Origin of the sequence: Nocardia sp. NPDC052112 (genome assembly GCF_040680135.1) — a bacterium.
In the GTDB taxonomy this organism is placed as follows: domain Bacteria; phylum Actinomycetota; class Actinomycetes; order Mycobacteriales; family Mycobacteriaceae; genus Nocardia.
Genome location: NZ_JBFAWD010000012.1, coordinates 210,238 through 233,304 on the forward strand (window position 1 = coordinate 210,238; position 23,067 = coordinate 233,304).

At 65.6% G+C, this 23,067-nt stretch carries 21 protein-coding genes and 1 pseudogene; 11 read left to right on the forward strand and 11 right to left on the reverse strand.

The genetic code is table 11. The annotated features are described in order from the left end of the window. Window positions 1-3: 3 nt before the first annotated feature. Entirely contained in the window at window positions 4-540 is a 537-nt protein-coding gene (locus tag AB0L58_RS24220) for a CGNR zinc finger domain-containing protein (RefSeq protein ID WP_364389869.1), read from the reverse strand. 101 nt (window positions 541-641) lie between these two features. Between AB0L58_RS24220 and AB0L58_RS24225 the strand changes: the two genes are divergently transcribed. Beyond that, complete coding sequence (locus AB0L58_RS24225) at window positions 642-1,571, forward strand: DMT family transporter (protein WP_364389870.1); 930 nt, start codon at window positions 642-644, stop codon at window positions 1,569-1,571. Window positions 1,572-1,577: 6 nt separating this feature from the next. Here the strand turns inward: AB0L58_RS24225 and AB0L58_RS24230 are convergent. From AB0L58_RS24230 to AB0L58_RS24240, 3 genes and pseudogenes are all read right to left on the reverse strand, one after another. Then, window positions 1,578-1,804, reverse strand: a pseudogene (locus tag AB0L58_RS24230) (Tellurium resistance); the annotation flags it as partial. Between the two features lie 74 nt (window positions 1,805-1,878). Beyond that, window positions 1,879-2,988: a DUF475 domain-containing protein gene (locus AB0L58_RS24235; protein WP_364389871.1), complete on the reverse strand. Its 1,110-nt coding sequence runs from the start codon at window positions 2,986-2,988 to the stop codon at window positions 1,879-1,881. Window positions 2,989-3,232: 244 nt separating this feature from the next. Continuing rightward, a complete protein-coding gene (locus tag AB0L58_RS24240) occupies window positions 3,233-3,808 on the reverse strand; it encodes a TerD family protein (RefSeq protein WP_364389873.1) in 576 nt (191 codons plus the stop codon). Between the two features lie 178 nt (window positions 3,809-3,986). Between AB0L58_RS24240 and AB0L58_RS24245 the strand changes: the two genes are divergently transcribed. The 5 genes from AB0L58_RS24245 to AB0L58_RS24265 are packed head-to-tail and all read left to right on the forward strand — an operon-like array spanning window position 3,987 to window position 10,254. Next, window positions 3,987-5,204: a hypothetical protein gene (locus AB0L58_RS24245; protein WP_364389874.1), complete on the forward strand. Its 1,218-nt coding sequence runs from the start codon at window positions 3,987-3,989 to the stop codon at window positions 5,202-5,204. Between the two features lie 49 nt (window positions 5,205-5,253). Next, on the forward strand, window positions 5,254-6,465 hold the full coding sequence (locus tag AB0L58_RS24250) for an HpcH/HpaI aldolase/citrate lyase family protein (protein ID WP_364389875.1): 1,212 nt from the start codon (window positions 5,254-5,256) through the stop codon (window positions 6,463-6,465). Then, entirely contained in the window at window positions 6,462-8,228 is a 1,767-nt protein-coding gene (locus AB0L58_RS24255) for a phosphoribosyltransferase domain-containing protein (protein ID WP_364389876.1), read from the forward strand. The genes AB0L58_RS24250 and AB0L58_RS24255 overlap by 4 nt, the downstream gene beginning before the upstream one ends. A 50-nt stretch (window positions 8,229-8,278) precedes the next feature. Next, a complete protein-coding gene (locus tag AB0L58_RS24260; RefSeq protein WP_364389913.1) occupies window positions 8,279-9,394 on the forward strand; it encodes a cysteine protease StiP family protein in 1,116 nt (371 codons plus the stop codon). Window positions 9,395-9,450: 56 nt separating this feature from the next. Further along, a complete protein-coding gene (locus tag AB0L58_RS24265) occupies window positions 9,451-10,254 on the forward strand; it encodes an HAD family hydrolase (RefSeq protein WP_364389877.1) in 804 nt (267 codons plus the stop codon). Here the strand turns inward: AB0L58_RS24265 and AB0L58_RS24270 are convergent. Continuing rightward, on the reverse strand, window positions 10,228-10,779 hold the full coding sequence (locus tag AB0L58_RS24270) for a transposase (protein WP_364389878.1): 552 nt from the start codon (window positions 10,777-10,779) through the stop codon (window positions 10,228-10,230). The genes AB0L58_RS24265 and AB0L58_RS24270 overlap by 27 nt on opposite strands. On the opposite strand from AB0L58_RS24270, the gene AB0L58_RS24275 reads away from it, so the two are divergent. Both AB0L58_RS24275 and AB0L58_RS24280 read left to right on the forward strand, forming a co-directional pair. Further along, window positions 10,711-11,067, forward strand: coding sequence for a MerR family transcriptional regulator (locus AB0L58_RS24275; protein ID WP_364389879.1), 357 nt, complete (start codon window positions 10,711-10,713; stop codon window positions 11,065-11,067). The genes AB0L58_RS24270 and AB0L58_RS24275 overlap by 69 nt on opposite strands. After that, window positions 11,064-11,927: an LLM class F420-dependent oxidoreductase gene (locus tag AB0L58_RS24280; RefSeq protein ID WP_364389880.1), complete on the forward strand. Its 864-nt coding sequence runs from the start codon at window positions 11,064-11,066 to the stop codon at window positions 11,925-11,927. The genes AB0L58_RS24275 and AB0L58_RS24280 overlap by 4 nt, the downstream gene beginning before the upstream one ends. 155 nt (window positions 11,928-12,082) lie before the next feature. On the opposite strand, the gene AB0L58_RS24285 is transcribed toward AB0L58_RS24280, so the two are convergent. From AB0L58_RS24285 to AB0L58_RS24295, 3 genes are read right to left on the reverse strand one after another with little or no spacing between them, the layout of a single operon-like run. Next, complete coding sequence (locus AB0L58_RS24285; RefSeq protein WP_364389881.1) at window positions 12,083-12,850, reverse strand: AIM24 family protein; 768 nt, start codon at window positions 12,848-12,850, stop codon at window positions 12,083-12,085. Between the two features lie 3 nt (window positions 12,851-12,853). After that, window positions 12,854-13,552 carry an AIM24 family protein gene (locus AB0L58_RS24290; RefSeq protein WP_364389882.1) on the reverse strand — a complete coding sequence of 233 codons (699 nt, stop codon included), beginning with the start codon at window positions 13,550-13,552 and terminating at the stop codon, window positions 12,854-12,856. 11 nt (window positions 13,553-13,563) lie between these two features. Continuing rightward, window positions 13,564-14,187, reverse strand: a complete 624-nt coding sequence (locus AB0L58_RS24295; RefSeq protein ID WP_364389883.1) for an AIM24 family protein — start codon at window positions 14,185-14,187, stop codon at window positions 13,564-13,566. A 182-nt stretch (window positions 14,188-14,369) separates the two neighbouring features. On the opposite strand from AB0L58_RS24295, the gene AB0L58_RS24300 reads away from it, so the two are divergent. Continuing rightward, complete coding sequence (locus tag AB0L58_RS24300) at window positions 14,370-15,758, forward strand: TerD family protein (RefSeq protein ID WP_364389884.1); 1,389 nt, start codon at window positions 14,370-14,372, stop codon at window positions 15,756-15,758. Window positions 15,759-15,825: 67 nt separating this feature from the next. After that, window positions 15,826-17,424: a TerD family protein gene (locus tag AB0L58_RS24305; RefSeq protein ID WP_364389886.1), complete on the forward strand. Its 1,599-nt coding sequence runs from the start codon at window positions 15,826-15,828 to the stop codon at window positions 17,422-17,424. A gap of 37 nt (window positions 17,425-17,461) precedes the next feature. On the opposite strand, the gene AB0L58_RS24310 is transcribed toward AB0L58_RS24305, so the two are convergent. Next, on the reverse strand, window positions 17,462-19,192 hold the full coding sequence (locus tag AB0L58_RS24310; protein WP_364389914.1) for a glycosyltransferase 87 family protein: 1,731 nt from the start codon (window positions 19,190-19,192) through the stop codon (window positions 17,462-17,464). 185 nt (window positions 19,193-19,377) lie between these two features. Here AB0L58_RS24310 and AB0L58_RS24315 point away from each other — a divergent pair, with 185 nt between their 5' ends. After that, complete coding sequence (locus AB0L58_RS24315; protein WP_364389887.1) at window positions 19,378-19,623, forward strand: hypothetical protein; 246 nt, start codon at window positions 19,378-19,380, stop codon at window positions 19,621-19,623. A 65-nt stretch (window positions 19,624-19,688) separates the two neighbouring features. On the opposite strand, the gene AB0L58_RS24320 is transcribed toward AB0L58_RS24315, so the two are convergent. Continuing rightward, complete coding sequence (locus AB0L58_RS24320) at window positions 19,689-21,860, reverse strand: transglycosylase domain-containing protein (protein WP_364389915.1); 2,172 nt, start codon at window positions 21,858-21,860, stop codon at window positions 19,689-19,691. A 721-nt stretch (window positions 21,861-22,581) separates the two neighbouring features. After that, window positions 22,582-23,001: a DUF5318 domain-containing protein gene (locus AB0L58_RS24325; protein WP_364389888.1), complete on the reverse strand. Its 420-nt coding sequence runs from the start codon at window positions 22,999-23,001 to the stop codon at window positions 22,582-22,584. Window positions 23,002-23,067: the final 66 nt, after the last annotated feature.

Sequence of the window (23,067 nt, forward strand, 5' to 3'; positions counted from 1 at the left end):
GGGTCAGTCGGTGTGTCTGGCGCGGAAGGCGGCGCTCTTGGCGCGGTTGCCGCAGATGGTCATATCGCACCAGCGGCGCGACTTCCCCCGTGACGTATCGAGATACAGGCGAGTGCACTCGTCGCGCCCACATTCCTTGATCAGCTCCCGCTCCGGCCGACCGAGCATTTCGATGGCGGAACGGGCAATCGCGGCGAGTGCGGCGTCCGGACCACCGTGACGGGCGATCGTCGCATCGGATCGCAAAGTGAGCCCGGGGAGTTCGCCACCGGCGAGCTCGTTGACGATCTCGCGGTCCGCATCGGCGAATGGCTCGTCGCGAACCACCGCCAATGCGAGTCGGTAGCTCGCTTCGCGCAGACGCACGGCCCGGTCGAGTAGCGCCGCATCGCAGGGCGGTGCGGCATCGAGGAGGTCGGCGGCGACCAGCCACTCGTCGAGATCCGCCGGCGAGGTGAGCAAATCGTCGAACGTCGTGGCACGGGCCTTGACCGTGCCTGCGAAGTCCAGGGCGAGATTACCGCTGACGAAGGCGAACACTCTCTCATAATAACCGCCTTGACAGGTTACGGGCCGGAATGCGACGGTAGTAACCGTCTTAGGTGGTTATCTGGCCTGTCATGGTCGATCGAGGAGGGCACGTGCCGACGCAGCTCTTGGACCCGCTGTTCCGCGCGACCGGCAAGCCATCCCTCGCGGCGGGTATGCAACCTCTGTTCGTCGTGCTGTGGAGCAGTGCCTTCATCGCCGGGGTAGTCGGTGTCGGCGCCGCCCCGCCGATGATGGTGCTGTTCGCGCGCTTCGGCCTCGCCGCGGTCCTGCTCGCGATATACGCCACCGTGATGCACGCGAGCTGGCCGAGTGCGGGTCAGCTCAAACATGTCGTGATCGCGGGTCTGTTGATGCAGATCGTGCAGTTCGGTGCGTTCTATACCGCGATGAGCCTGCATGTTTCGGCCGCCATCATCGCCCTGGTGCAGGGACTGAATCCGGTCGTCATTGCCTTGCTGGCCGGATTCATCGGCGAAACCGTCACGGCGCGTCAGTGGTTCGGCTTCGGCGTCGGTGGCATCGGCGTCGGTTTGGCCGTACTCGACCAATCGAGCATGTCACTGGTCGGTCTGCTGCTGTGCGTGGTCGGCCTGCTCGGCCTCAGCGTCGGCACGATCTACCAGAAACGCTTTGTCCCGCAGGTCGATTCGCGCGCCGCCACCACCGTTCACATGGCAGTCAGCGCGCCGGTCGCTGGCGTATTGGCCTGGGGCACCGGCCAATTGCATATCTGGGATGTGACGCGATTCGCCACGTCGCTCACCTGGATGGTATTGGTCAATTCGATGGTCGCATTCCTGCTGCTGAACGCGATGCTGAAGCGTTGGGAGGCAACGCGAGTCGGGCGCTTGTTCTTCGCGACTCCCGCGGTCACGGCCGTGCTGGCCTGGCTGTTCATCGATCAGCCGCTACGGCTGCTCGCCGCCGCCGGACTCGGCGTCGGGCTGCTCGGCATGGTGTTCGCATCGCGCCGCCCGAGGCGGGTGGTCGAGCAGCGGCAGCCGGTGCCCGTGCGCTGAATTACCGCCGAAATAATTGCCGATGGCCTGCACTACACCCTTGGCACCGCTCGACAATTCGTATAGGCAGCCCAGGTCCAGATCTTGGTGCGGTAGCAGAAGCCCTTCGGGCCACTGGACCAGTTCAGGTTGACCCGCATGGTGCCCTGCTGACCACCGGGTTTGCTCGGCGTGGCCTTCGACAGGGTCACCTTGGCGAGCTGCACGCCCAGAGTTTCGTTCGACGTCGCCATTCCCCCTCGAGAAAAGAGAAGCGGCAGCGGCCGGTACGCCGCTGCCGCTCGAGTTCTTCGGCTACCGCCGGAATTCAGGCTACCGGGGTTACCTCTCGCGTGCTCTCCACTTCGTCGACATCATCGCGCCGATTCCGGATGATGCTGGTCATGAACGCGGCGCCGATGAACGCCACGCCGACGAGGCCGGTGACGATCTCGTTGATGTGCACGCCGATCGAGATGAACAGGATGACTGCCAGCGCGCCGATCGCCCAGTGCGCGCCGTGCTCCAGGTACACGTACTCCGACAGTGTGCCCTTGCGCACCAGGTACACAGTGATCGAACGGACGAACATGGCGCCGATCAGACCGAGGCCGAGCGCGATGATGATGGGGTCGGAGGTAATGGCGAAGGCGCCGATGACACCGTCGAAGGAGAACGACGCGTCCAGCACCTCGAGGTACAGGAACAGGAAGAACGCCGCCTTGCCAGCGGCCTTGACCAGCTGGGACGGACCGCCATCCGCGGATTCCTCGAACTCCTCGGTATGGAACATCGAACCGAGGCCGTCGACCACGATATAGGTGATCATGCCGAGCAGACCGGCGACCAGGACAGTGGCGCGCTCTTCGTCGCCCGCGATGAATTCCGCGGTGAGCACCAGGCCGACGCTCGCGACGACCACCGAGAGCATGTCCAGCTTGCCGAGCTGGGCCAAGGGCTTCTCCAGCCAGGACAGCCAGGTGATTTCGCGTTCCTCGAAGATGAAGTTCAGGAACAGCAGCAGCAGGAACATGCCGCCGAACGCGGCGATCTGCGGATGCGCGTCGGTGAGCAGCTTCTCGTAGCTGGGGCTGCCGTCCGGGAAGACCAGGGCGTCGCCTTCGGGCGGGTTCAGCGCCAGATCGAACGCCTTCACCGGGTTCAGGCCCGCGGTGATCCACACGATCGCCAACGGAAAGACCAACCGCATACCGAATACGGCGATGATCACACCGATGGTGAGGAAGATCCGCTGCCAGAACTCGTTCATGCGCTCGAGCACGGTGGCGTTGATAACCGCATTGTCGAATGACAACGAGACCTCGAGAATGCCGAGGATGGCGGCCAACGCCAGCGCGGTCGGCCCGCCGTACAGGAACGCCACGATGAGCGATATCACCGTGACAACTATGGACATGCCGAATATGCGCAAGACCACGCGGAGACCCTTTCCGTGCGGCGGTCGAATGTCTGTCCGAGCGCGCCTTTGCCGATGTAACCCGAGGGCCGTACCAACCCGCGGTCGCGATGATGGTTCCAGCGTGGTCGCGGAACCGTCGATTGTCCAACGGAGCGGCGTGGCGAATCGTTCCGCGGACATGCGCAGAGGGGGCCCGTCGCCGAGCCCCCTCTACTAGCCCTTTCGCGCGACCGGCAAGCAGTCGCTACCGAGCCGGTGCGTCTTAGACGTTCACCCCGTAGTCACGGGCGATACCTGCCAGACCCGAGGCGTAGCCCTGCCCGATGGCGCGGAACTTCCACTCGGCGCCGTTGCGGTACAGCTCGCCGAAGACCATGGCGGTCTCGGTCGAGGCGTCCTCCGACAGGTCGTAGCGGGCCAGCTCGGAGCCGTTGGCCTGGTCGACAACGCGGATGTAGGCGTTGCGCACCTGGCCGAAGGACTGCTGCCGGGTGTCCGCGTCGTAGATCGAGACGGGGAAGAAGATGCTCTCGATGGTCGGCGGGGTGTTGGCGAGGTCGACCTTGATCACCTCGTCGTCGCCCTCGCCCTCACCGGTCAGGTTGTCGCCGAGGTGCTCGATGCTGCCCTCGGGCGACTTGAGGTTGTTGAAGAAGATGAAGTGCTTGTCGGACACGACCTTCTTGTCCGCCCCGGTCGCGATCGCACTGGCATCCAGATCGAAGTCGGTGCCGGTGGTCGTACGAATATCCCACCCGAGCCCGACGGAGACAGCGGTAAGGTTCGGCGCCGCCTTCGTCAACGAGACATTGCCGCCCTTGGACAAACTGACACCCATGCGGGGTTCCCTTTCAATAGACGTCTGTGTTTCCCAGCACTGTCCGAATCGCCGGGTACGCCCTACGACAGTAGTAGGTTTCGGCAATCTTGCGTAGGAACTGGTGTATCCCCCGGTGGACTGGAACATCTCGTCCGCTCGGCCGAGCCGAGGCGAGTACAGCGCATAACATCGGGGCGTGACAGGCCGCAGGCGTGGATGGTTCCGTTCGTCCGGGAACAATGAATGGATTGCACAGGCCCGGTCGACGCTGGCGGCCGCGTTCCTGGATATGGATCGGCGGCAGAGCGCGGCCGAGGCGGCGGTGCATGCCAGTGAACAGGTGTTCCCGGAGCGAGGGATGGGCGCGAATTGGGAGCCGGTGCGCAGCAGGTGCTATGACGCCGCGGGCGCATATCTGACATTCACCGAGGAATTGGATACCGCCGAACGCGACGGCACGCAGTTGCCGCAGGGGCAGGCGCGGGTGGACACCCTGGTGCGGCAACTCACCGACGCGGCCCGTGCGGTCGACGAGTTCTATCGCGGTAATCAGTCCCAGCTCGAGAATGCCGTCGCGGTGCTCGGCACGGTGCCGCAATTCGCGCAGCAAGTGAAGATCGCGGCGGCGGGTGTGCGCAGGCAGGCCGCCGAATCCGAATACGCTGGCTACCCGTCGGTCCGCCAGCACGCGACGTCGGTGGATGAGTCGCTGCTCACACTGGAGGCGCTCGGCGCCGAGGTGCCTGCCGCGAGTATCCGCGAGGCCGCCAACCGCCTGGAATCGGCAACGAAGATGCTGGCGGAAGCATTGGCGCAGGCGCCATCTCGGACCGCGGCGGCGGCCAATGCGATCACCTCGGTGGCCACCAGATTGGCCGCGGTGCGCACCCGTGGCGAACGGCTGGCACCGGCCTACTCCGAGTTGCTCCGCGAGTTCAATGCTGCGAGTTCGGCGGATCTGGCTAACAATGGGCAGGAAAGTCAACGGGCCATCGATGCCGCGGATGCCGCCCTGGTGCGGGCGCGGGCGGCGGCGGCCGAAAACAATCCGGAGTCTGCGCTTGATCTGACCACATCCGCACGCGGATACCTCACCGAGGCCGAACATTCGATCGACGCCGTCACCAAACGGCTGACATTGCTGCGCGAGGTCCGTGAGAATCCGCAAGAGAAGGCCAAGGCCGTACGATTTCGGCTACGGGACGCGCAAATGCTCGCGGTGAGCCGCGGGCTCGTCGGCGAATGGGGATCTGTGCTCGATGCACAGGTGGACCGGATCGATCGAATTACCGAAAGCCTGTCAGGGCGGCACCCCGACTACTGGGCCTATGTGGCCGAATTGGATACCGTCGCGGAGTTCGTAGCCGGGGTAGTGGATCGAATGAGAAAACAAGCAGGACCACGACGAGAATGAGGCCAGGGGTTATGCGGCCACCGCCATTAGGGATGAGGACAGCGAAGCGATGACCGCGGGCATCGTCGTCCAGCAACAGGTTTCCCTGCGAAAGCAATTGCCGTTGCGCCATTTTCGCCAGTTGCACGGCCCGGAGGCGCGGCACCTGTTCCACCGACAACCGGAACCGTTCGGCGATGAGGCCGACCGGGAAATTCTGGCGATCGCGCTCGGCGCCACGCTGTATGCGCCCGCGACCCGCCATGACCTTGCCCTGACGATAAGTAAGCGGGCCGCGCGCGGCGTGTGTTCGATGGTCATCGATCTCGAGGATGCGGTCGCCGACCATGAAGTGGAATCAGCCAAGCGACAGACCGTCGCGACGCTGAATCTGCTTGCCGGCAGCGAGGATCCGAATCCTTTGCTGTTCGTCCGGGTCCGTGATGCGGATACCGTGACCGAAATCGTCGAGCAACTCGGCCCGGGGGCGGCGGCACTGACCGGCTTCGTCTTTCCGAAATTCGACAGTGCGAGCGGTCCGAAATATCTCGCCGCGCTCGAGGCGGCCGCCGAGCGGTTGAGCAGGCCGGTGTACGGCATGCCCGTCCTCGAATCGCCCGCACTGGTGCATCGCCAGACCCGGGATCAGGAGCTGGCCCAGATCGCGGCGCTATTGGCCGAGCATCGGGAGCGGGTACTCGCGGTGCGCATCGGTGCGACGGATATGTGCTCGACCTTCGGCATTCGACGGGACCGGGATCTGACTATCTACGACGTGCGGGTGGTCGCCGATGTCATCGCCGATATCGTGAACTACCTGGGGCGATCAGATGGCACGGGTTTCGTGATCACCGGACCGGTCTGGGAATACTTCGCCGACCACGAGCGGATGTTCCGGCCGCTGCTGCGGACCGCGCCGTTCGAGGAGTCCGATGCGGTGCCGTTCCGACGCTATTTGGTCAGTCGCGATCTGGACGGTCTGCTCCGTGAGATCACGCTGGACCGGGCCAATGGGATCCAGGGCAAGACCGTCATCCATCCGTCGCATGTCGCGGCCGTGCATGCGCTGTCGGTGGTGACGCACGAGGAGTATTCGGATGCGCTGGATATCCTGCAGGTCGATGTCGGCGGGGTGGCGGCGTCCGGATATCGGAACAAGATGAACGAGATGCGGCCGCATCGCAGTTGGGCACGGCAGACGCTGCTACGGGCCAGGGTTTTCGGCGTCGCGAACAAAGGTGTTTCGTTTGTGGATCTGTTGACGGCGTTGGTGACCGTATGAGAATTGATCCCTGGGCGACAACGAATTTGGGTATCGAGTTGCGGCACGAGCGGTCGCATGGTGGCGGATCGGTCGATGTGCTGCCCGCCGAATTGGCCATCGACACATTGATTCAGCCGGGGTTGCGGCGCAATCCGCGTCGTGCGCACCTGCTGGTTTCGACCGTGCTCGGGAAACATCTGCCGACGGATCCGCGGGTGGTCCTCGGCGCGGGCAATCGACTGGGCGATCTGGTGCGTGAGGTGCTGGACGACCGCGAGGCCGTGGTGCTCGGATTCGCCGAGACGGCAACGGGTTTGGGGCACTGTGTGGCGGCGCGGATCGGTGCCGGATGCTATCTGCATTCGACCCGCCGCGAGGTGCCCGATGCGACCACCTTGACCGGTTTCGAGGAGGGGCATTCGCACGCCACCTCGCATCTGCTGCAGCCTGCGCCCGCGGATATCTTCGTCAACGATCTGCCGCTGGTGCTCGTCGACGACGAGATCTCCACCGGTGCCACGGCGATCGATGCGGTTCGGGCATTGCACGAGTTTTCGCCGCGTTCGCATTATGTGCTTGCGTCGCTGGTGGATATGCGCACCGAGGCCGATCGGGCGCGGTTCGAGACGGCGGCCGAGGAACTGGGGGCGCGGATCGACACGGTGTGCCTGGCGTCCGGGCATACCTTACTGCCCGAGGATCTGGTCGAGACGGTGTCGTCGATGCCGGATCCCGAGCTGAATCCCACTGCGGCGCAGCGTGGTTCGTTCGATCGGATCGAGCTGCCGTGGCCCGCCTCGGTTCCCGAGGGCGGTCGGCACGGGATGCTGCGGTCCGATACCGATGCCTTCGAGGCGGCTCTCGCGAGGGCCGCGGAGGCGTTGCGGGTTCGGCTCGCCGATGATTTCGCTGGTCGGCCCGCGATTGTGCTCGGGCATGAGGAGTTGATGTATCTGCCGTTGCGGTTGGCGGTCGAGCTCGCCGATGCCGGGATAGCGACACGATTTCAGACGACCACCCGGTCGCCCGCGTATGTGCTCGATGAACCGGGTTATCCATTACGGCGCGGATTCAGGTTCCTTGCACCCGAACCCGGTGAGGCGCAGCCGCGGTATCTGTACAACGCGCACTGGATCGAGGATGCGCTATCAGAACTTGTCGAGCTCGACACTGGTGCGGCATCGGGCGACGGCCCGGTGGCGCTGGGCGAGGACGAGGTGCCGGTTCTCGACGAGGGCGCGGCGTTGGCTGAGGGCGCGGTGTTGGGTGAGGGCGCGGTGTTGGGTGAGGGCGCGGTGTTGGGTGAGGGCGCGGTGTTGGGTGAGGGCGCGGCGTTGAGTGAGGGCGCGGCGTTGAGTGAGGCCGCGGCGTTGAGTGAGGGCGCGGTGTTGGGTGAGGGCGCGGTGTTGGGTGAGGGCGCGGCGTTGGGCGACGGCCCGGTGGCGCTGGGCGAGGACGAGGTGCCGGTTCTCGACGAGGGCGCGGCGTTTGCTGAGGGCGCGGTGTTGGGCGATCGCGCTCGCACGGGCGAGGGGGTCGTGGATGATCGCGGCTTGACCAGGGCCGCCGCCGTGCGCTCTGCAGAAGTCGACCCGGTTCTGGTCGTCGTCGTCGATACACCCGCCGACACAGATGAATTGCTGGCCGAGGGCGGTCTGATCGATGTGCTGACCGCATCCGGGGACGATGTCGTCCTGGCAGTGCTGCCGGGTGCGGATCCGCGGCTCTTGCATGCGGAACGGACCGATGCCCTGCCCTCCGCCGAACCGAGCGTGTTATGAGGTCGAACGCTGTGCCGGACTCGAATATCTCTGCGCGGTCGGCCTTGGAACTGCCCGCTCCGCTGCACGGCCCGGCATTCGGATCGTATGCGGCCGAGGAGGTGATTTGGCTGCTCAAGGATCTGTCCGAGGTCGACCTCGAGGCCGATGTGGCCGAGCGGGAAAGCCGGATCCAATCCGGTGCCGCGCATTACGCGGAATCGCTGCCGATCGAATATCAGCCCGATGCGCAATACCGCTCGCTGTTCGACGAGGTGCTGGCCGAGAGTGCCGAGCGGCTCGCACTCGCCGTGGCGACGGTATCGGAACTCGTTGTCGCCGAGCGCGGTACCGATATCGTGCTGGTCTCGCTGGCGCGGGCGGGTACGCCGATCGGAATTCTCATGCGACGGTGGTTGCGCTCGCGCGCGGTGAGTCTGGACGTACCGCATTATGCGGTATCCATCGTGCGTGATCGCGGCATCGACGCGGTCGCATTGGACTATCTCGCCCGGCACCATGATCCGGCCTCGGTGGTGTTCGTCGACGGCTGGACCGGCAAAGGGGCCATCACGCGCGAACTCACCGAAGCGCTGGACGCCTTTCATGCCGCGGGCGGTGCCCGGTTCAATGACGAGCTCGCCGTGCTCGCCGACCCGGGACACTGCGTGCGCACCTACGGCACCCGGGACGATTTCCTGATCGCCTCCGCCTGCCTGAATTCGACGGTCTCCGGACTGATTTCGCGCACCGTACTCAACGACACGCTGATCGGTCCTGGCGATTTCCACGGCGCGAAGTTCTATCGTGAGCTGGCCGCCGACGATGTCTCCGGTCGCCTGCTCGACACCGTGACCGCAGCCTTCGACGCGATCCGGGATCGTGTACCCGCCGAACTGGCCGCCGTGCGCGCCGAGGACCGGACACCGACCTGGAGCGGCTGGGCCTCGGTCGACAAGGTGCGCGCGAAATACGGCATCGCCAGCGTGAATTTCGTGAAACCCGGTGTCGGCGAGACGACTCGGGTGTTGCTGCGACGGCTGCCGTGGCGGGTGCTGGTGCGCGCGGCGGACGCACCGGAACACGCGCATATCCGTCTGCTCGCCGCGGCCCGCGGCGTTCCGGTCGAGGTCGTACCCGACCTGGCCTTTTCGTGTATGGGACTGATCAAGGACGTACAGCAGTAATGCATTTGCGAAAACTACGAAGACACGCACTGATCGCTACCGACCTGGACCGGACAATGATCTACTCGCGCAACGCTTTCCACGCCGCCACCGACGTGCCGACGGTCTGTGTGGAGCATCTCGAGGGCGCGCCGCTGTCATTCATGACGACCACCGCTGCCCTGCGCATGCAGACCCTGACCGAACCTGCCGCCGTCATCCCCACCACCACCCGGACCATCAAGCAGTTCGAACGTATCCAATTGCCCGGCGCCCCCTGGCGCTACGCGATTACCAGCAATGGCGGCAATATCCTGGTCGACGGCGTGCCGGACATGCGCTGGCGCATCGATATCGACGCGCAGGTGCGCGCAGGTGGCGCGACGCTGTCGGAGGTGAATACCGAACTGCGGGCGCGCATCGACGATTCCTGGGTCACCAAATTCCGGGTCGCCGATCATTTGTTCACCTACTTGGTGGTGAAGCCGAAGGAAGTACCCGACGGCTTCCTCGCCGAATGGGATGCCTGGTGCCGCCCGCGCGGCTGGTCGGTCTCCCAGCAGGGGCGCAAGATCTACACGATGCCCCTGGTCGTCTGCAAGAGTCGTGCGGTGCGCGAGGTTCGCCGCCGCCTGATCGAAAACGGCGAACTCGCCGCCGCGGCGCGGACTCTTGCCGCAGGTGACGGTGCTCTCGACGCCGAAATGCTGCGTACCGCCGACTCCGCCATCCGCCCACGCCACGGCGAACTCGAACAACTCAATTGGACCCACCCCAACCTCACCATTACTCGCGCCTCCGGAATTCTCGCGGGTGAGGAGATCATCAACTGGTTCTTGACTTCCTCCCCGCGGCTAAAGCCGGGGGATTCCACCCGGTAAGGGTTGGGGTTCCTGCTTCACAGGCCGCCCGACAGCGAAGTCTCCACAGGCTGTGACCGCCAGCCCGGCGGCCAGAATGTTCTTTGCCGCGTTCACGTCCGCGTTCTCGGTGTGCCCGCAGGTGGTGCACCGGTAAACCGCTTGGCTCTCACGGCTTTCCGGGTCCACAGTGCGGCATGCCGAGCAGCGTTGGGAGGTGTATGCGGCGGGTACCTCCACGATCCGGCAACCCGTCTGCCGGGCAACGTTTTTGACGGCCAGTTCGAACTCGCGCCAGCCCTTGCCGAGGATGGCGCGGTTCAACCCAGTCTTCTGCGCGACCTGCTTACCGGGTTCGGCTGCTGACTCGGCCTGGGGATCTCGGCTCGGGGCCGCCCCGGAAGCCGCGTAGCCGACCCTTGCCTTGACACCGGCGACAAGGTCTAGCGTTGCCCTGACGGTCGTGAAGGAGGTCGAATGCTGATCGGTGAGCTGGCCGAGCGTGTCGGAACGAGTACCAGGACGCTGCGCTATTACGAGGAGCACGGCTTGGTGCGGGCGCGGCGCTCGACCAACGGGTATCGCGTCTATGACGAGTCGGAGCTGCGTGTCGTCCACAAGATCCGGACGCTGCTCGACGTCGGCTTCGATCTCGACGATATCCGCCCGTTCGTCGCCTGCATCCGCGCCGGAAATACCTCCGGGGATGTCTGCCCGGATTCGGTGGCGACATTGCAACGCAAACTCGACGAAGTCGAGGCCGCCATCGATCGGTTGCATGCGGTGCGAGCGCAGCTGCGCGACCAGCTCGATGCTGCGGCGGTGTCGCTATGAAATTCGGAATCAATTACAGCACACCGTATTACGGTACAGATCCGGACCGGCTGATGGCGTTTGCGCAACATGCCGAGGCGTGCGGTTTCGAGTCGATCTACCTGCCGGATCATCTTGCGCTCTATCCGGGTGCGGTGATCGGAGCGTACGAAATGCCACCGACACTGCCGTTTCCCGATCCGCTCGACTGCCTGAGCTTTGTCGCCGCGGCCACGGAGCGGATCCTGTTGGGCACCGGCGTGCTCTTGCTGCCGTATCGGCATCCGGTGGTGCTGGCCAAGCGGCTCGCGACCATCGACCTGCTGTCCAAGGGCCGAATGCGGCTGCTGACTGTGGGAATCGGCACCTTGCCGGGTGAGGCCGCCGCGGTGGGGGTGGACTTCGCGTCCCGTGGCCGTCGGACCGATGAGGCGATCGATGTACTGCGCCTGCTGTGGGCCGGCGGTGCGGATGGTGTCGATTACCACGGTGAATTCTTTTCGTTCGACAACCTGTGCGTATACCCGAAACCCCATGGGGGAGACCAGTTGCCGATCCATATCGGCGGATCGAGTCGGGCCGCGGCGCGGCGGGTGGGACGACGTGGCGACGGGTATTTCCCAGGCGGGATGCTGATGCCCGCCGAACGTGCGGATCAGTGGGACCTCGCGAGATCCACCGCTGTTGCGGCAGGCCGAGATCCGGCCGCGCTGGAATACACCCGGTGGGGATCGATCGATATGCCGCAGGATCGGGTCGACGGATTCGCCGCACAGGGCGTGACCCGGATCATTGTCGGCGCCACCGCCACCGACCAGGCCGTGCAGCTCGAGGAAATGTCGGCCTTCGCGGAGCGTTTGGGGCTGGCGTCGAAGTCGTGATATCCGCGTCGCATAACCGCTGCACCACCAGCGCGACGATCGCGATCACGAGTCCATGCTCATGGCGGCTCCCAACACGATGTCTGCTGTTGGAAAGCTATTCGCCCGTCCGGGCGTGCCGAGTCCGCCGAGGGCTGATCCTCAGGTCATCCGGTTCAGTACGCGCTCTGCTGAGCGCCCAATTGCTGGGCAATCACGCCCTGCAACCGCTGCAGGCCGCCGACGGTCATACCGCTCTGCAGTTGTCCCTCGATGGTGCGGACCAGCGCGGAATCGCTGAGGATCTTCTCGCTGGATTGAATGAGAACCGTTCCGGCACCGGTGAAGTCGAACTGGCGCTCCTCACCGGAATTCACCCCGAAGCGCGCCGCACCGGCGGCCAGGAAGCCGGTGATCCAACGTTGGTCGTAGTGGTGGCTGGGGGACGGGCAATCCGCCCAGCCGACCAGGGATTCCGGATCGACGCGCAGCGGCGGTTCGGCGAACATGACCGGGCCGTTGGAGGAGGCCAGGAACTTGCCGGTGCCGATGAGGGTGAGAAATCCGGGGACGATGGACTGATTCAGCGACAGCCCCGGCTCGAAGGCGAGCAGATTGGCGGCGCGAATGGTGAGGTTGCCATTGTCCTCGAGGTCATAGGAATTGATGTCGTAACCGCGGTCGCCGATGATCAGCTTGCCGTGGCCCTCGGCGATCACATAGTCGCCGGTGAACAGCGGTGCGGAGAACTGCTGCGAGACCATATGCAGCAGCCCGCCCTGTAATCCGTGGGTGAGCATCTGGAACCGCATATCGCCGTAGTAGGCGATCATCGCGCCCTTGCGCATGAACCACGGCTTGTTCAGGTCGATGCAGTAGGCGTAGCTGTTGCCCGGAATGTTGTCGCTCTCACCGAGATTCAGCGGATTCAAAATATCGGTCATGGGTCACAACTTCTCTTCGGAGGCCTGCACATACACGACACCCTGTCCGACGCAATGCAATTGCATGGCCTCGCCGGAGCCGCGCCCGACCGCATCGCGCCAGCTCAGCGCCGTTTTCAACTCGGTCTGCACATTGCCGTAGGCGGCGACGAAGGCCTGCGGATCCACCACGATCGGATTCGGCCCGCCTACGGGGAGTTCCAGGAATCCGCCATGTGCGAGCAGCACCGCGGCGCCCTGCCCGGACAGTTGCGTGGTGAACATGCCCTGGCCGGTCAGTGCACCACTCGCGGCACCGCGCAACGCACCCATCAGACCGCCGCCGCCACCGCCGCCGCCCGAACTCATCACGGACACAATCGAACTCTGCAACGCGGCGGTATTGGCCAGCAGCCGCGAGGCCTCGACCCGCAGCACCGCGCCCGGCTGCATCTGCACCACATGGACTTCCAGCCCGGCGAATCCGTAGTGCACCTGGCCATTGCCGGTGGCGAGCATGGTGCGCTCGTGCTCGCCGGCCATCATCCGACCCGCCATCCGCATGATGCCGCCACCGCCCATACCGGGAGCAGCCCCCGGAATCTGGTGCGGCGCGAAGGAAATATCGCCGGTGTAGAACAACATCGCGCCATTGCGCGCGACCACGCCGCCCGCCATCCCGACATCGACCTTGACGACCTTGCCATTGACCTTCTCGAACATCGCTGGCTCCCTTATCGTTCCGCCGGCTGGATCAACACCAGGCCCTGACCGTCGAAGCGCAGCGAGAACGCCTCCCCGGCATCCTGGCCGACGAAGCTGCGCCACGAAACATCGGTCACGAACGATTGATTGAGATTGCCCCGGCAGGCCACGAAGGCATCCGGATCCACGATCAGCGGATACTGTGGCGAAACCTCCAGGTGGATCAGCGGCCCACCCGCCGAGAGCAGTGCGACCTGGCCCTGTCCGGTCACCGTGGTGGTGAACAGACCGGCACCCGATGACGCACCGCGCAGACCGGCGAAACGTACATCGGTGCGCAGGTTTCCGGCGAAACACAGCAGCTGCTGCGATTCGACCTGCAGCGTTTCGTTGTTCAGATTCACCACGGTCACATGCTGACCATTGACCGCGAAGAACACCCGGCCGTTGCCGCTGCATTCCATCAACGACAGCTTCTCGCCGGTGGCACGCCGCTTGAGCCCGGCGAGTACGCCGTCGCCGCCGCCGAATCCGGCCGACTTGAACTGCACATTTCCTTCGTAGGCGACCATCGAGCCGGAAATCGCACGAATACTCGATCCGGCGAGGTGTGCCTCGATCACCTTTTTCGACTGCTCGAACAGTTGCGCCATAGGGGGTTTGCCTGCTGTCTCGTAGGGGAACACGGGTATATCGCCCGCCATTCCGACCGCGTTTCGCCACCCTAACCGATCTTGGAGCAGCCGGATGGGCCGTGGCGGCGGTTGCTTCGGATCGTCTTCGGCACGTTTCTCGTAGAGTGGCACCGTACGCACCGACAAGCGAAGGGTCGAACTTGTCCGCAACACTCGCCAAGGGTCAGAATGGCCCGCTGGCCGCCAATGACGTGGTGATCTCCGTTCAACTGACCGCACCGGCGGATCTGTCCGCGCTACTGGTCACCGAGTCGGGGAAGGTCCGTTCCGATGCGGACTTCGTCTTCTTCAATCAGCCCAATGGCCCCGGGGTGAATCTGCAGCCCGCGCCGGGCGGGCAGCCCGCGTCGCTGGCGGTATCGCTGAATGCGGTGCCCGCGGATATCGCGCAGATCCGCGCGGTGATCACCCTGGACGATGCGACCAGCAATTTCGGCCGCTTTCCCGCGCCGACGGCGATCGTTGCCGATTCAGCGGGTAATCAGTTGTACGAGTACCGCATCGACGGTTTGAACACCGAGTCGATCGTGATCGCGCTCGAGCTGTACCGGCGGCAGAGCGAGTGGAAGGTGCGCGCGGTCGGCCAGGGCTATGCGGGTGGTTTCGCGGCGCTGGTCACCGATCATGGTGTCACCGTCGACGAGTCTCCGGCCGCGACGCAGGTCCCGCCGCCACCGGCCTACCAGCCCGCTCAGCCCGGACCGGGCTACCCGCCGCCGGCTCAGCCCGCGTACCCGACGCAGCAGCAGCCGCAGTATCCACCGACACAGCAGGCCCCGCAGGGCGCACCCGGCTACCCGCCGCCCGGCCAGGGCTACCCGCCCCCGCCCGCGCCCGGTGGTTACCCGCCGCCCGCACCCGGCCAGCCCGGACCGGGCCAGGGTTATCCGCCGCCCGCCCAGCCCGCCGCGCAGCAGCAGCCGCCCAGCGAGGTCAGCCTGAGCAAGGATCGTCCGGTCAGCCTGGTCAAGGGCCAGCGGGTCACCCTGCGAAAAGAGGGCGGCACCTCCCTGACCTTCGTGAAGATGGGTCTCGGCTGGGATCCGGTGCGCAGCCGCGGCATGTTCGGCAACCGGACCGTCGATATCGATCTCGACGGGTCGGTGGTGATGTTCGCCGATATGAACGTGGTGGATGTCGCCTATTACGGCCAGCTGACCTCCAAGGACGGTTCGATCCGGCACCAGGGTGACAATCTCACCGGTGAGGGTGAGGGCGACGACGAGGTGATCCTGGTCGATCTGACCCGGATCCCGGCGCATGTCAGCACGCTGGTGTTCATCGTGACGTCCTATAAGGGCCACACCTTCGAACAGGTCCAGAATGCGTTCTGCCGCTTGGTCGATGGCTCCAACAATGCCGAGCTGGCCAGGTACACCCTCGCCGGTGGTATGCCGTTCACCGCGATGGCGATGGCCAAGGTGTTCCGGGTCGGCAACGATTGGAAGTTGCAGGCGCTCGGTGAAGGCTTCCAGGCCAAACATCCCGGTGAGGCGGTGCCGCAGCTGGGCCGGTTCCTGGGCAATTGAGCTAACGTAGCGACTGCTCGCAGGTCGCTCGAAAACATGTAGTGCACGAAACAACGGGGCGGACAACGTGATTCAGCTGAAGGCCGGTCAGAATATGGTGCTGACCGGCGATATCGTTCAATTCAGCGCGAAAGCCGGGGCTGCCCTGGATGTTTCGGCGCTCGTGGTTTCGGAGAGCCTGCGGGTTTTCGATACCGGCGATTTCGTGTTCTACAACCAGACCGAGACCGCGGGGGTGACGCTGTCCGAGGATGGCGTCACCATCCGGCTCGCCGAGGTGCGCGCCGACGCCAAGGCGGTGCTGCTGGTGGTGAGCGCCGATCCGGCCGCGCCCGCGCAGTCCGGTGGCCTCGGTGCGGTCACCGCCGCACTGGCCGTGAACGATGTCGCCACAGCCGAATTCGCGATCAATCCGTCGGCGGGAGAGACCGCGCTGATCTGCCTGGAGGTGTATCGGCGCGGCACCGACTGGAAGTTGCGTGCCGTCGGCCAGGGCTATGCGGGTGGGCTGGCCGTGCTGCTCACCGCGCACGGTGTCGAGGTCGACGAACCGGCGCAGTCCGGACAACACAGCGCGGTCGACCTGCGGGAAGCCGACCCGGTCGGCACGGCGCGGCAGGACACCATCGGCGGCCTCGGCGACTCCCGAGCTGCCGGTCCGGCGCCGCTCGAGGTCGCGCACGGACTCGAGCGCTTGTGGATGATCTTCGAGGATGCCGCGCGCTCGGCCGCCGCGCTCATCTCCGCGCGTGATTACGCCATGCAGCGGCTGGATCAGGAACTCTCCGCGGCGGTTTCGGATCCGGCGACCAGGAACACCCCGGCCGCCGAGGAGGCCAGGCAGGCCGCGCAGCGTCGCTGCGACGATCTGATCGCCGTTGCCGAGGGCAACCATTTGCGCGACAGCGAAGCACTCATCCGCGAGCTAGCCGACGCCGATCGGCAACTGCCGCCGTCACTGGCGTCCTGGGATTCGCCCGCCTGGGATGCGTCGCCGACACCGAGCGACGGCATTCGACTCGGCGAACTCTACGCGGACGAACGCGGGCCACTGCGCATTCCGTACTGTGTGCCGGTGCCGTTGACCCGCCCGCTCTGGATCGATACCGAATCCTCGGCCGCGGCGACCCCGGTCGTCGGCGCGGTGCTCGCGCGGCTGCTCGCGGCCGATCCCGGACGGCGCACGCTGGTCGACATGATCGATCTGACCGGTGCCTTCAGCCAACTCGTCGGTCCGCTGACCCCGGTGCTGAACGGTCCGCCGATTACCGATTTCGGCGACATCTCGGCGCGGCTGCAGACCTTGGTCGAGGCCGCGGACCTAGCCGAATTGGCTTATTCCAGTGGGAATTTCACACCGCCGACCGAGCATCGGGTACTGCTCGCCGCCGACTTCCCGCACGGGTACCAGTCCGCGGACGCTCAGCGCATCGCGACACTGCTGGTGCGCGGTGATCTGATCGGGCTGTCCACGGTGATCGTCGGCACCGACGAATCCGAGTCCAGTGACGGCACGGTGGCAATGCTGTCACAGTCGTGCCGTCATCTGCCGACGGTGGACGGCACCCCGCTGTTCGATCCGTGGACCGGCAGCGCCTGGCAACTGGATCTGGACCTGCTGCCACGGGAACCGGCCAGGCAGGCGCGCTACCTGCGCACCAGCTAGCCGCTGCCCCTTTCGAGCGACCTGAGGCGAGCAGTCGCTAGCGGCCGGGGCTGGCCCTGGGCCGCAGCGCCTCCGGCAGCCAGGGCAGCAGCGGGTCCGGTGCGCGATCGACGATGCCGCCGATCGGATCGTCGACGAAGTCACGCCGGACCAGATCCTCTTCCGGCCGGTAGATCTGCCGAATGATCAAGGCGCACAGCGCGAGTACCGCGATATCGCGCAGCAGTACGGTGCCGGTGAACCATTGCTCCGGCAGACCCTTGCGGTCCAGGCCGAGGTAGTAGAACATCCGTGGCACCCAGACCAGTGCGTCGATGGTCATCCACGCCAACAGAATTCGGCGATGTGGCAGCGCGAGTACGGCCAACGGCACCAGCCACAGCGAATATTGCGGGCTCCACACCTTATTGGTGATCAGGAACGCGGCGACGACCAGAAAGCACAGCTGGGCCAGGCGCGGCCGGCGTGGGGCGGTGAGCGCGATATAGGCGATCGCCGCACAGGCAGCCACGAATACCAGCAGCGACACCAGATTCAGGATGGTCGGTTGTTCGGCGTGCCCGATCTCGCCGTCGAATCCGGGCCAGCCGGTGAACGAAGTGATGACGTTGTAGATGGAATCCGGGTCGGCATGCCGCGTGGTGTTGAGCCGGAAGAACTCCCGCCAGCCATCGGGATACAGCAGTGCGATCGGCAGATTCACCATCAGCCAGGTGCCCGCCGCCGCCACGACGGTCAAGGCGGCCGCGCCGAGCGGCCGGGCGCTGAGAAATTGCATGCGATACGGGGTTTCGCGCAGCCACGTCACCGCGGCGCGCAAGCCATCGATATCGCTCAACCGGAGTCCGAGCCGTGCGCTGGGCACCCGCTGGAGTGGGTCGGCGCGCAGGCACAACACCACGATCGGTCCGAGTAGCAGTAGCGGGTAGAGCTTGGCCGCACCGCCGAGGCCGAGCAGCAGACCCGCGAGCAACGGCCGTCGGCGGGCCCAGGCGAGCAGGCCGGTGGCGGCGAAAGCCGTTGCGAGCGCGTCGAAGTTGGTGAACGCGTGCACGATCACCAGCGGCGAACAGGCGACCAGCGCGGCATCCCAGATCCGCCGCCCCGCCAGTTGCGCCGAGCCCCACACCGTGACCAGCCAGGCGAAGGCCAGACCCACCGCGACGACATCGAAGTAGATGACCACCTGCAGCGCACCGGGCAGCGGGGAGGCATCCCAGGTCTTGGCGACCTGCATTGCCGCGTACTGATAGAGCCCGGACAGCACCGGATACTCCATGTACCTGGTCTCCCGGCCGCCATCCGGGGTCTGCTCGGTCCATTCCTTCTTGTACGGGAAGGCGCCCTCGTTCAGACGCTCCGCGCCGTAGAGCGGGACCGTATCCGAGTAGCACATGGCGATGTACTGGCGGCCGTTGTTCCAGTCGAGGGTGAGTGAACCGTCGGATGCCGTCGTCTGCTGGATGCACGGCGCCTTGCTCGCCCAGCCGAACGCGAGGAAGACCAGCGCGAAGGCGAGCAGTACCCGCATCGGCGTCCAGAACCGGACCCGGCCGATGAGCGCATGATCACCGACCGGGCCGCCGATGACCGTGCTCAGCTGCGCGGTCAGGGAATCGTTGCGGCTGGGCCGATCTCGGCCGTCGGCCGAGCGCAGATCAGGTGCCAGCGGCGCGGGCGCGACAATGGGTACCTGGCTGGGCTGCCACCCGTTGGACCGCGGAGCACTCCCGTTGCTCTGCTCATCCACCAGCTGCTGATCCTTCACGCCATCCGAGGCTACCGGCCGTTCGATGTCGTGCGCGGATCGCGTCAGCGCGCGGTCGGCATCGCACACGGCCATGGTGCCGATTGATCGCTCATACAAGCGAACTCATCGTGTTATCGTCGAATGGGATCGGCGCAGGATACGCTGCCGACCATTCAAACGGGGTGGGTATGTTCACGAGACTTGTGGCTACAGCGGCGCTTACCGGTGCCGCACTTGTCGGATTCGCGGGCAATGCTTCGGCGGGATATGGGTCGTACTCGGAATGCCTGACCTGGGCCGGAGTACGCGACAGGTGCGTTCGGATTTCGGATGGCTCCTATGTGGTGCTGAAGGGTTACGGTTCCTTCACCGAATGCCTCAGCTGGGCTGGGGTCCACGACAAGTGCTACCAGGATCCGAATGGGTTCTGGTACATCACGAGTGTCTGATTCCGAGGATCTGACAAAGGTCTGGTCAGCCGCGGTTTGCTGACCAGACCTTTGATCGTATGAGGCTACCGGGTTCGTGTCGGTTGGCCGCTGTTGCCATTCCCGGTGCCGCCGGATTGCGGTGACCCGGTGGTGGAGGGCATCGATCCGTCCGGATTAGCTGTCGGCTGACCCGGTAGCGGCGTCGACTCCGGCTGCTGTTGTTGTGGCTGACGCTGCTGCGTCTGCGGTTGCACGCCCGGAATCTGGATCGGTCCGAACGGGGTGTCGATCGTATTCGGGACGATCTGGATCGGCGGCACCAGCGGCGACTCGGTCGTCGACGGCGGGGTGAACGGTGCCGACCAGGCGGGCACACCGGCTTGCCCCTTGATCGGGGCGGGCTTCGGGAAGGTCTCCTTGGGGGTGCCGTCCAGCGCGCCGTCCATGGTGGCCTTCCAGATATCCGAGGGCAGCCCGGAGCCGTAGACCATGCCGCCGCTGTAGTTGCGCAGCGGGGAGTTGTCCACGCTGCCAACCCAGACCGCGGTGGACAGTGACGGGGTGTAGCCGACCATCCAGGCGTCTTTGTTCTCGCCGGTGTCGAGCAGCTGGGCGGTACCGGTCTTGGTCGCCGACTCGCGGCCGTTGGCCAGGTTGTGATTGCGCGACCATGCCGCGATCGGCTTCATCGCGTCGGTCACATTGTCGGCCACCGCTGCCGATACCCGTCGTTCACCGGCCACGTCACCGCGGTCGAGCAGCACCTGCCCGTCGGCGGTCACCACCTTGGTGACGAAGTGCGGTGCGTGGTAGACGCCGGAGGCGGCCAGTGTCGCGTAGGCCGAGGCCATATCGAGCACCCTGGCCTGGTACTGGCCGAGCACGATGCCGTTGTTCGGCGCGGAACCGTCCGGCTCGACCAGGCTCTTCCCGACGCCCGGAATGGTTTCCGGAATGCCGAGCTTGTGCGCCATCTCGGCGATCTTCTGCGGGCCGTTCTGCATATCCAGCTCCATGCGGTAGAAGCTGGTGTTCAGCGAGCGCTTGAGCGCCTCGGCGATGGTGCAGGTGCCGCACTGTTCGCCTTCGACGTTGGTGATCTTGATGCCGTTCACGGTGATCGGCGAACTGTCGTACATCTCCGACAGCGGTTTGCCCAGTTCCAGGTTCTCCGCGAGACCGAAGACCTTGAACGAGGATCCCGGCTGCAGACCGGCATTGGCGAAGTCGTAGCCCTGACCGTCGTCGCCGCCGTAGTAGGCGCGCACCGCACCGGTCTTCGGATCCACCGAAACCACCGCCGCGCGCAGCTGTTCCGGCTCGCCCTGCATCTTCTTCTGCGCGGCGTCGACGGCGGCCTGCTGGGCCTTCGGATCGATCGTCGTGGTGATCTGGAGCCCAGCGGTATTCAGCTTCTGCTCGCTGATGCCCGCGGCCTCCAACTCCTTGAGCACCTGAGTCTTGATCAGCCCCTCGGGTCCGGAATCCAGGCTCTTGTCCTTGGTGCTGGCCAGCGGGACTACAGCCGGGTACTGCTGGGCCTTGCGCTCTTCGGCCTTCAAATTGCCGCCGGCGACCATGCCGTCGAGCACATAGTTCCAGCGCGACTTCGCGCCCTCGGGATTCCGCTCCGGATCCAGGCCGTAGGGCTGCTGGATGGTGGCGGCGAGCACCGCGCCCTCGGCCACGGTCAGCTCCTGGATCGGCTTGGCGAAGTAGGCCTTGGCCGCGGCATCAATGCCGAACACACCGCGACCGAAGGGGATGGTGTTGAGGTAGGCGGCAAGGATTTCGTCCTTGCTCCACTGGCGTGCCATCTTCGCCGAGATGACCAGCTCGTTCAATTTGCGGGTCAGCGAGTGTTCGTCACCGACGAGCGCGTTCTTCACGTACTGCTGGGTAATGGTCGAACCACCGCCCGCGCTCTCCTTGTTGAGGGCTTGATCTCTGGCGGCGCGGACGAAGCCGGAGACCGAGAAGCCCGGGTTGGTGTAGAAATCCCGGTCCTCGGCCGCGATCACGGCATTGCGCACATGCGGAGGAATCTGGTCGATGGTGACGTCGGTGCGGTTGCCCTCCGGCGGCACGACCTTGCTGATCACCGAGGTGCCGTCGCTGGCGAGGATCGTCGCGACCTGGTTGGTTTGGATGTCACCCGGTTGGGGTACCGAGACCGTGGTGTAGGCGATCAGGAAGACCACGCTCGGCACCACGATGGAAAGGGCGAGCAGGACGTAGATAACGCGGCGCACGATCCGCCACGGCGACTTCTTCTTCGCACCGGGACGACGTCCACCCGGTCCGCCCGGACCACCGTTACCGCCGTTGCGGCGCGGCGGCGGTCCGGAGGGCGGCGCGCCCGCGGTCGCGCGGCGCTCGCCGGTGGTGGGGCCGGCGCCATTGGGGCGCCGGGCGCCGGGGCGATCCTGGCCGGGCCGAGGGGTGGCCGGGCGGGGACCGGTGGGCGGGGCCGAGCGGCGGTTGCGCTCGGCGACGGCGTCGGACAGCGAACCGGGCTGCCGATTCGGGCGTTCGATCTTCTGTGTGGCCCCCGCGCCGGGCGGCGCGTTATCGGGTAGTGGCCGGCCTTGCGGCGGCCGCCCCTGCGGTGGCGGACCCGGCCGTCGCGGCGGTTGCGGACCGCGCGGCTCGCCGGGATAACCCCGCTCGGGTTGACCACCCCCGCCGGCTTCGCCGGCTGGCGTCCCCCGGGGTGGTCGCGGACCACCGGGACCGGGCCGACCGGGTGGGGGACCGGCCGGTCGCTGACCGGGATAGGGATTCGGAGGCTGAGGTGAACTTCGCTGAGTGCGGCCGCCGTGCGGTTCATCGCCGTAGGGGGAAGTCTCGTAGGGCGAATTCACTGACAAGATCTCCATAACTCGTAATGGTCTGCGGGGCGCGGTGCGACGATTATCGCCGCGGCGGACGCGTCGAGGCTCCGCGTGTCACCCGACGGGCAGATGACCTGGCACATCATTCGGCTGCGGTGCGCCGGTTGGCCCTGGTGCCGCTGCGCCGCCGCGTCGGCGACGGTGCGGTACCGAGCACATAGGATTGCACCAGATGATTCCAGCTGCAGCTCCGGCATACCTCGACGACATGGACCGAGAACTCTTCGCGAGTCTCGGCGAGGCGTATCAATTCCTCTGGCGTGCGAGCCGAACCCGCCATCGGGCCGAGGCCGTCGCCGTAGACCCAGGATACGAGCGTCAATTGCTCTTTCCGGCAGATGGGGCATGTGACCTCGCTCCCCCGACCGTGGAACTTCGCCGCGCGTAAAAGGTAGGGATTGGCATCACAAACCTCGGCGACATCGACACGGCCCGCATAGACGTCAGCGAGCAGCGACCGACGCCGAAGAGCGTAGTCGACTACCTGCCGCTGAATTCGCACGAGAACCAGAGTAGCGGGGCCGCGCGCGACCCGCGCTGGGCTGTACGGGATCGACCGACCGGTATT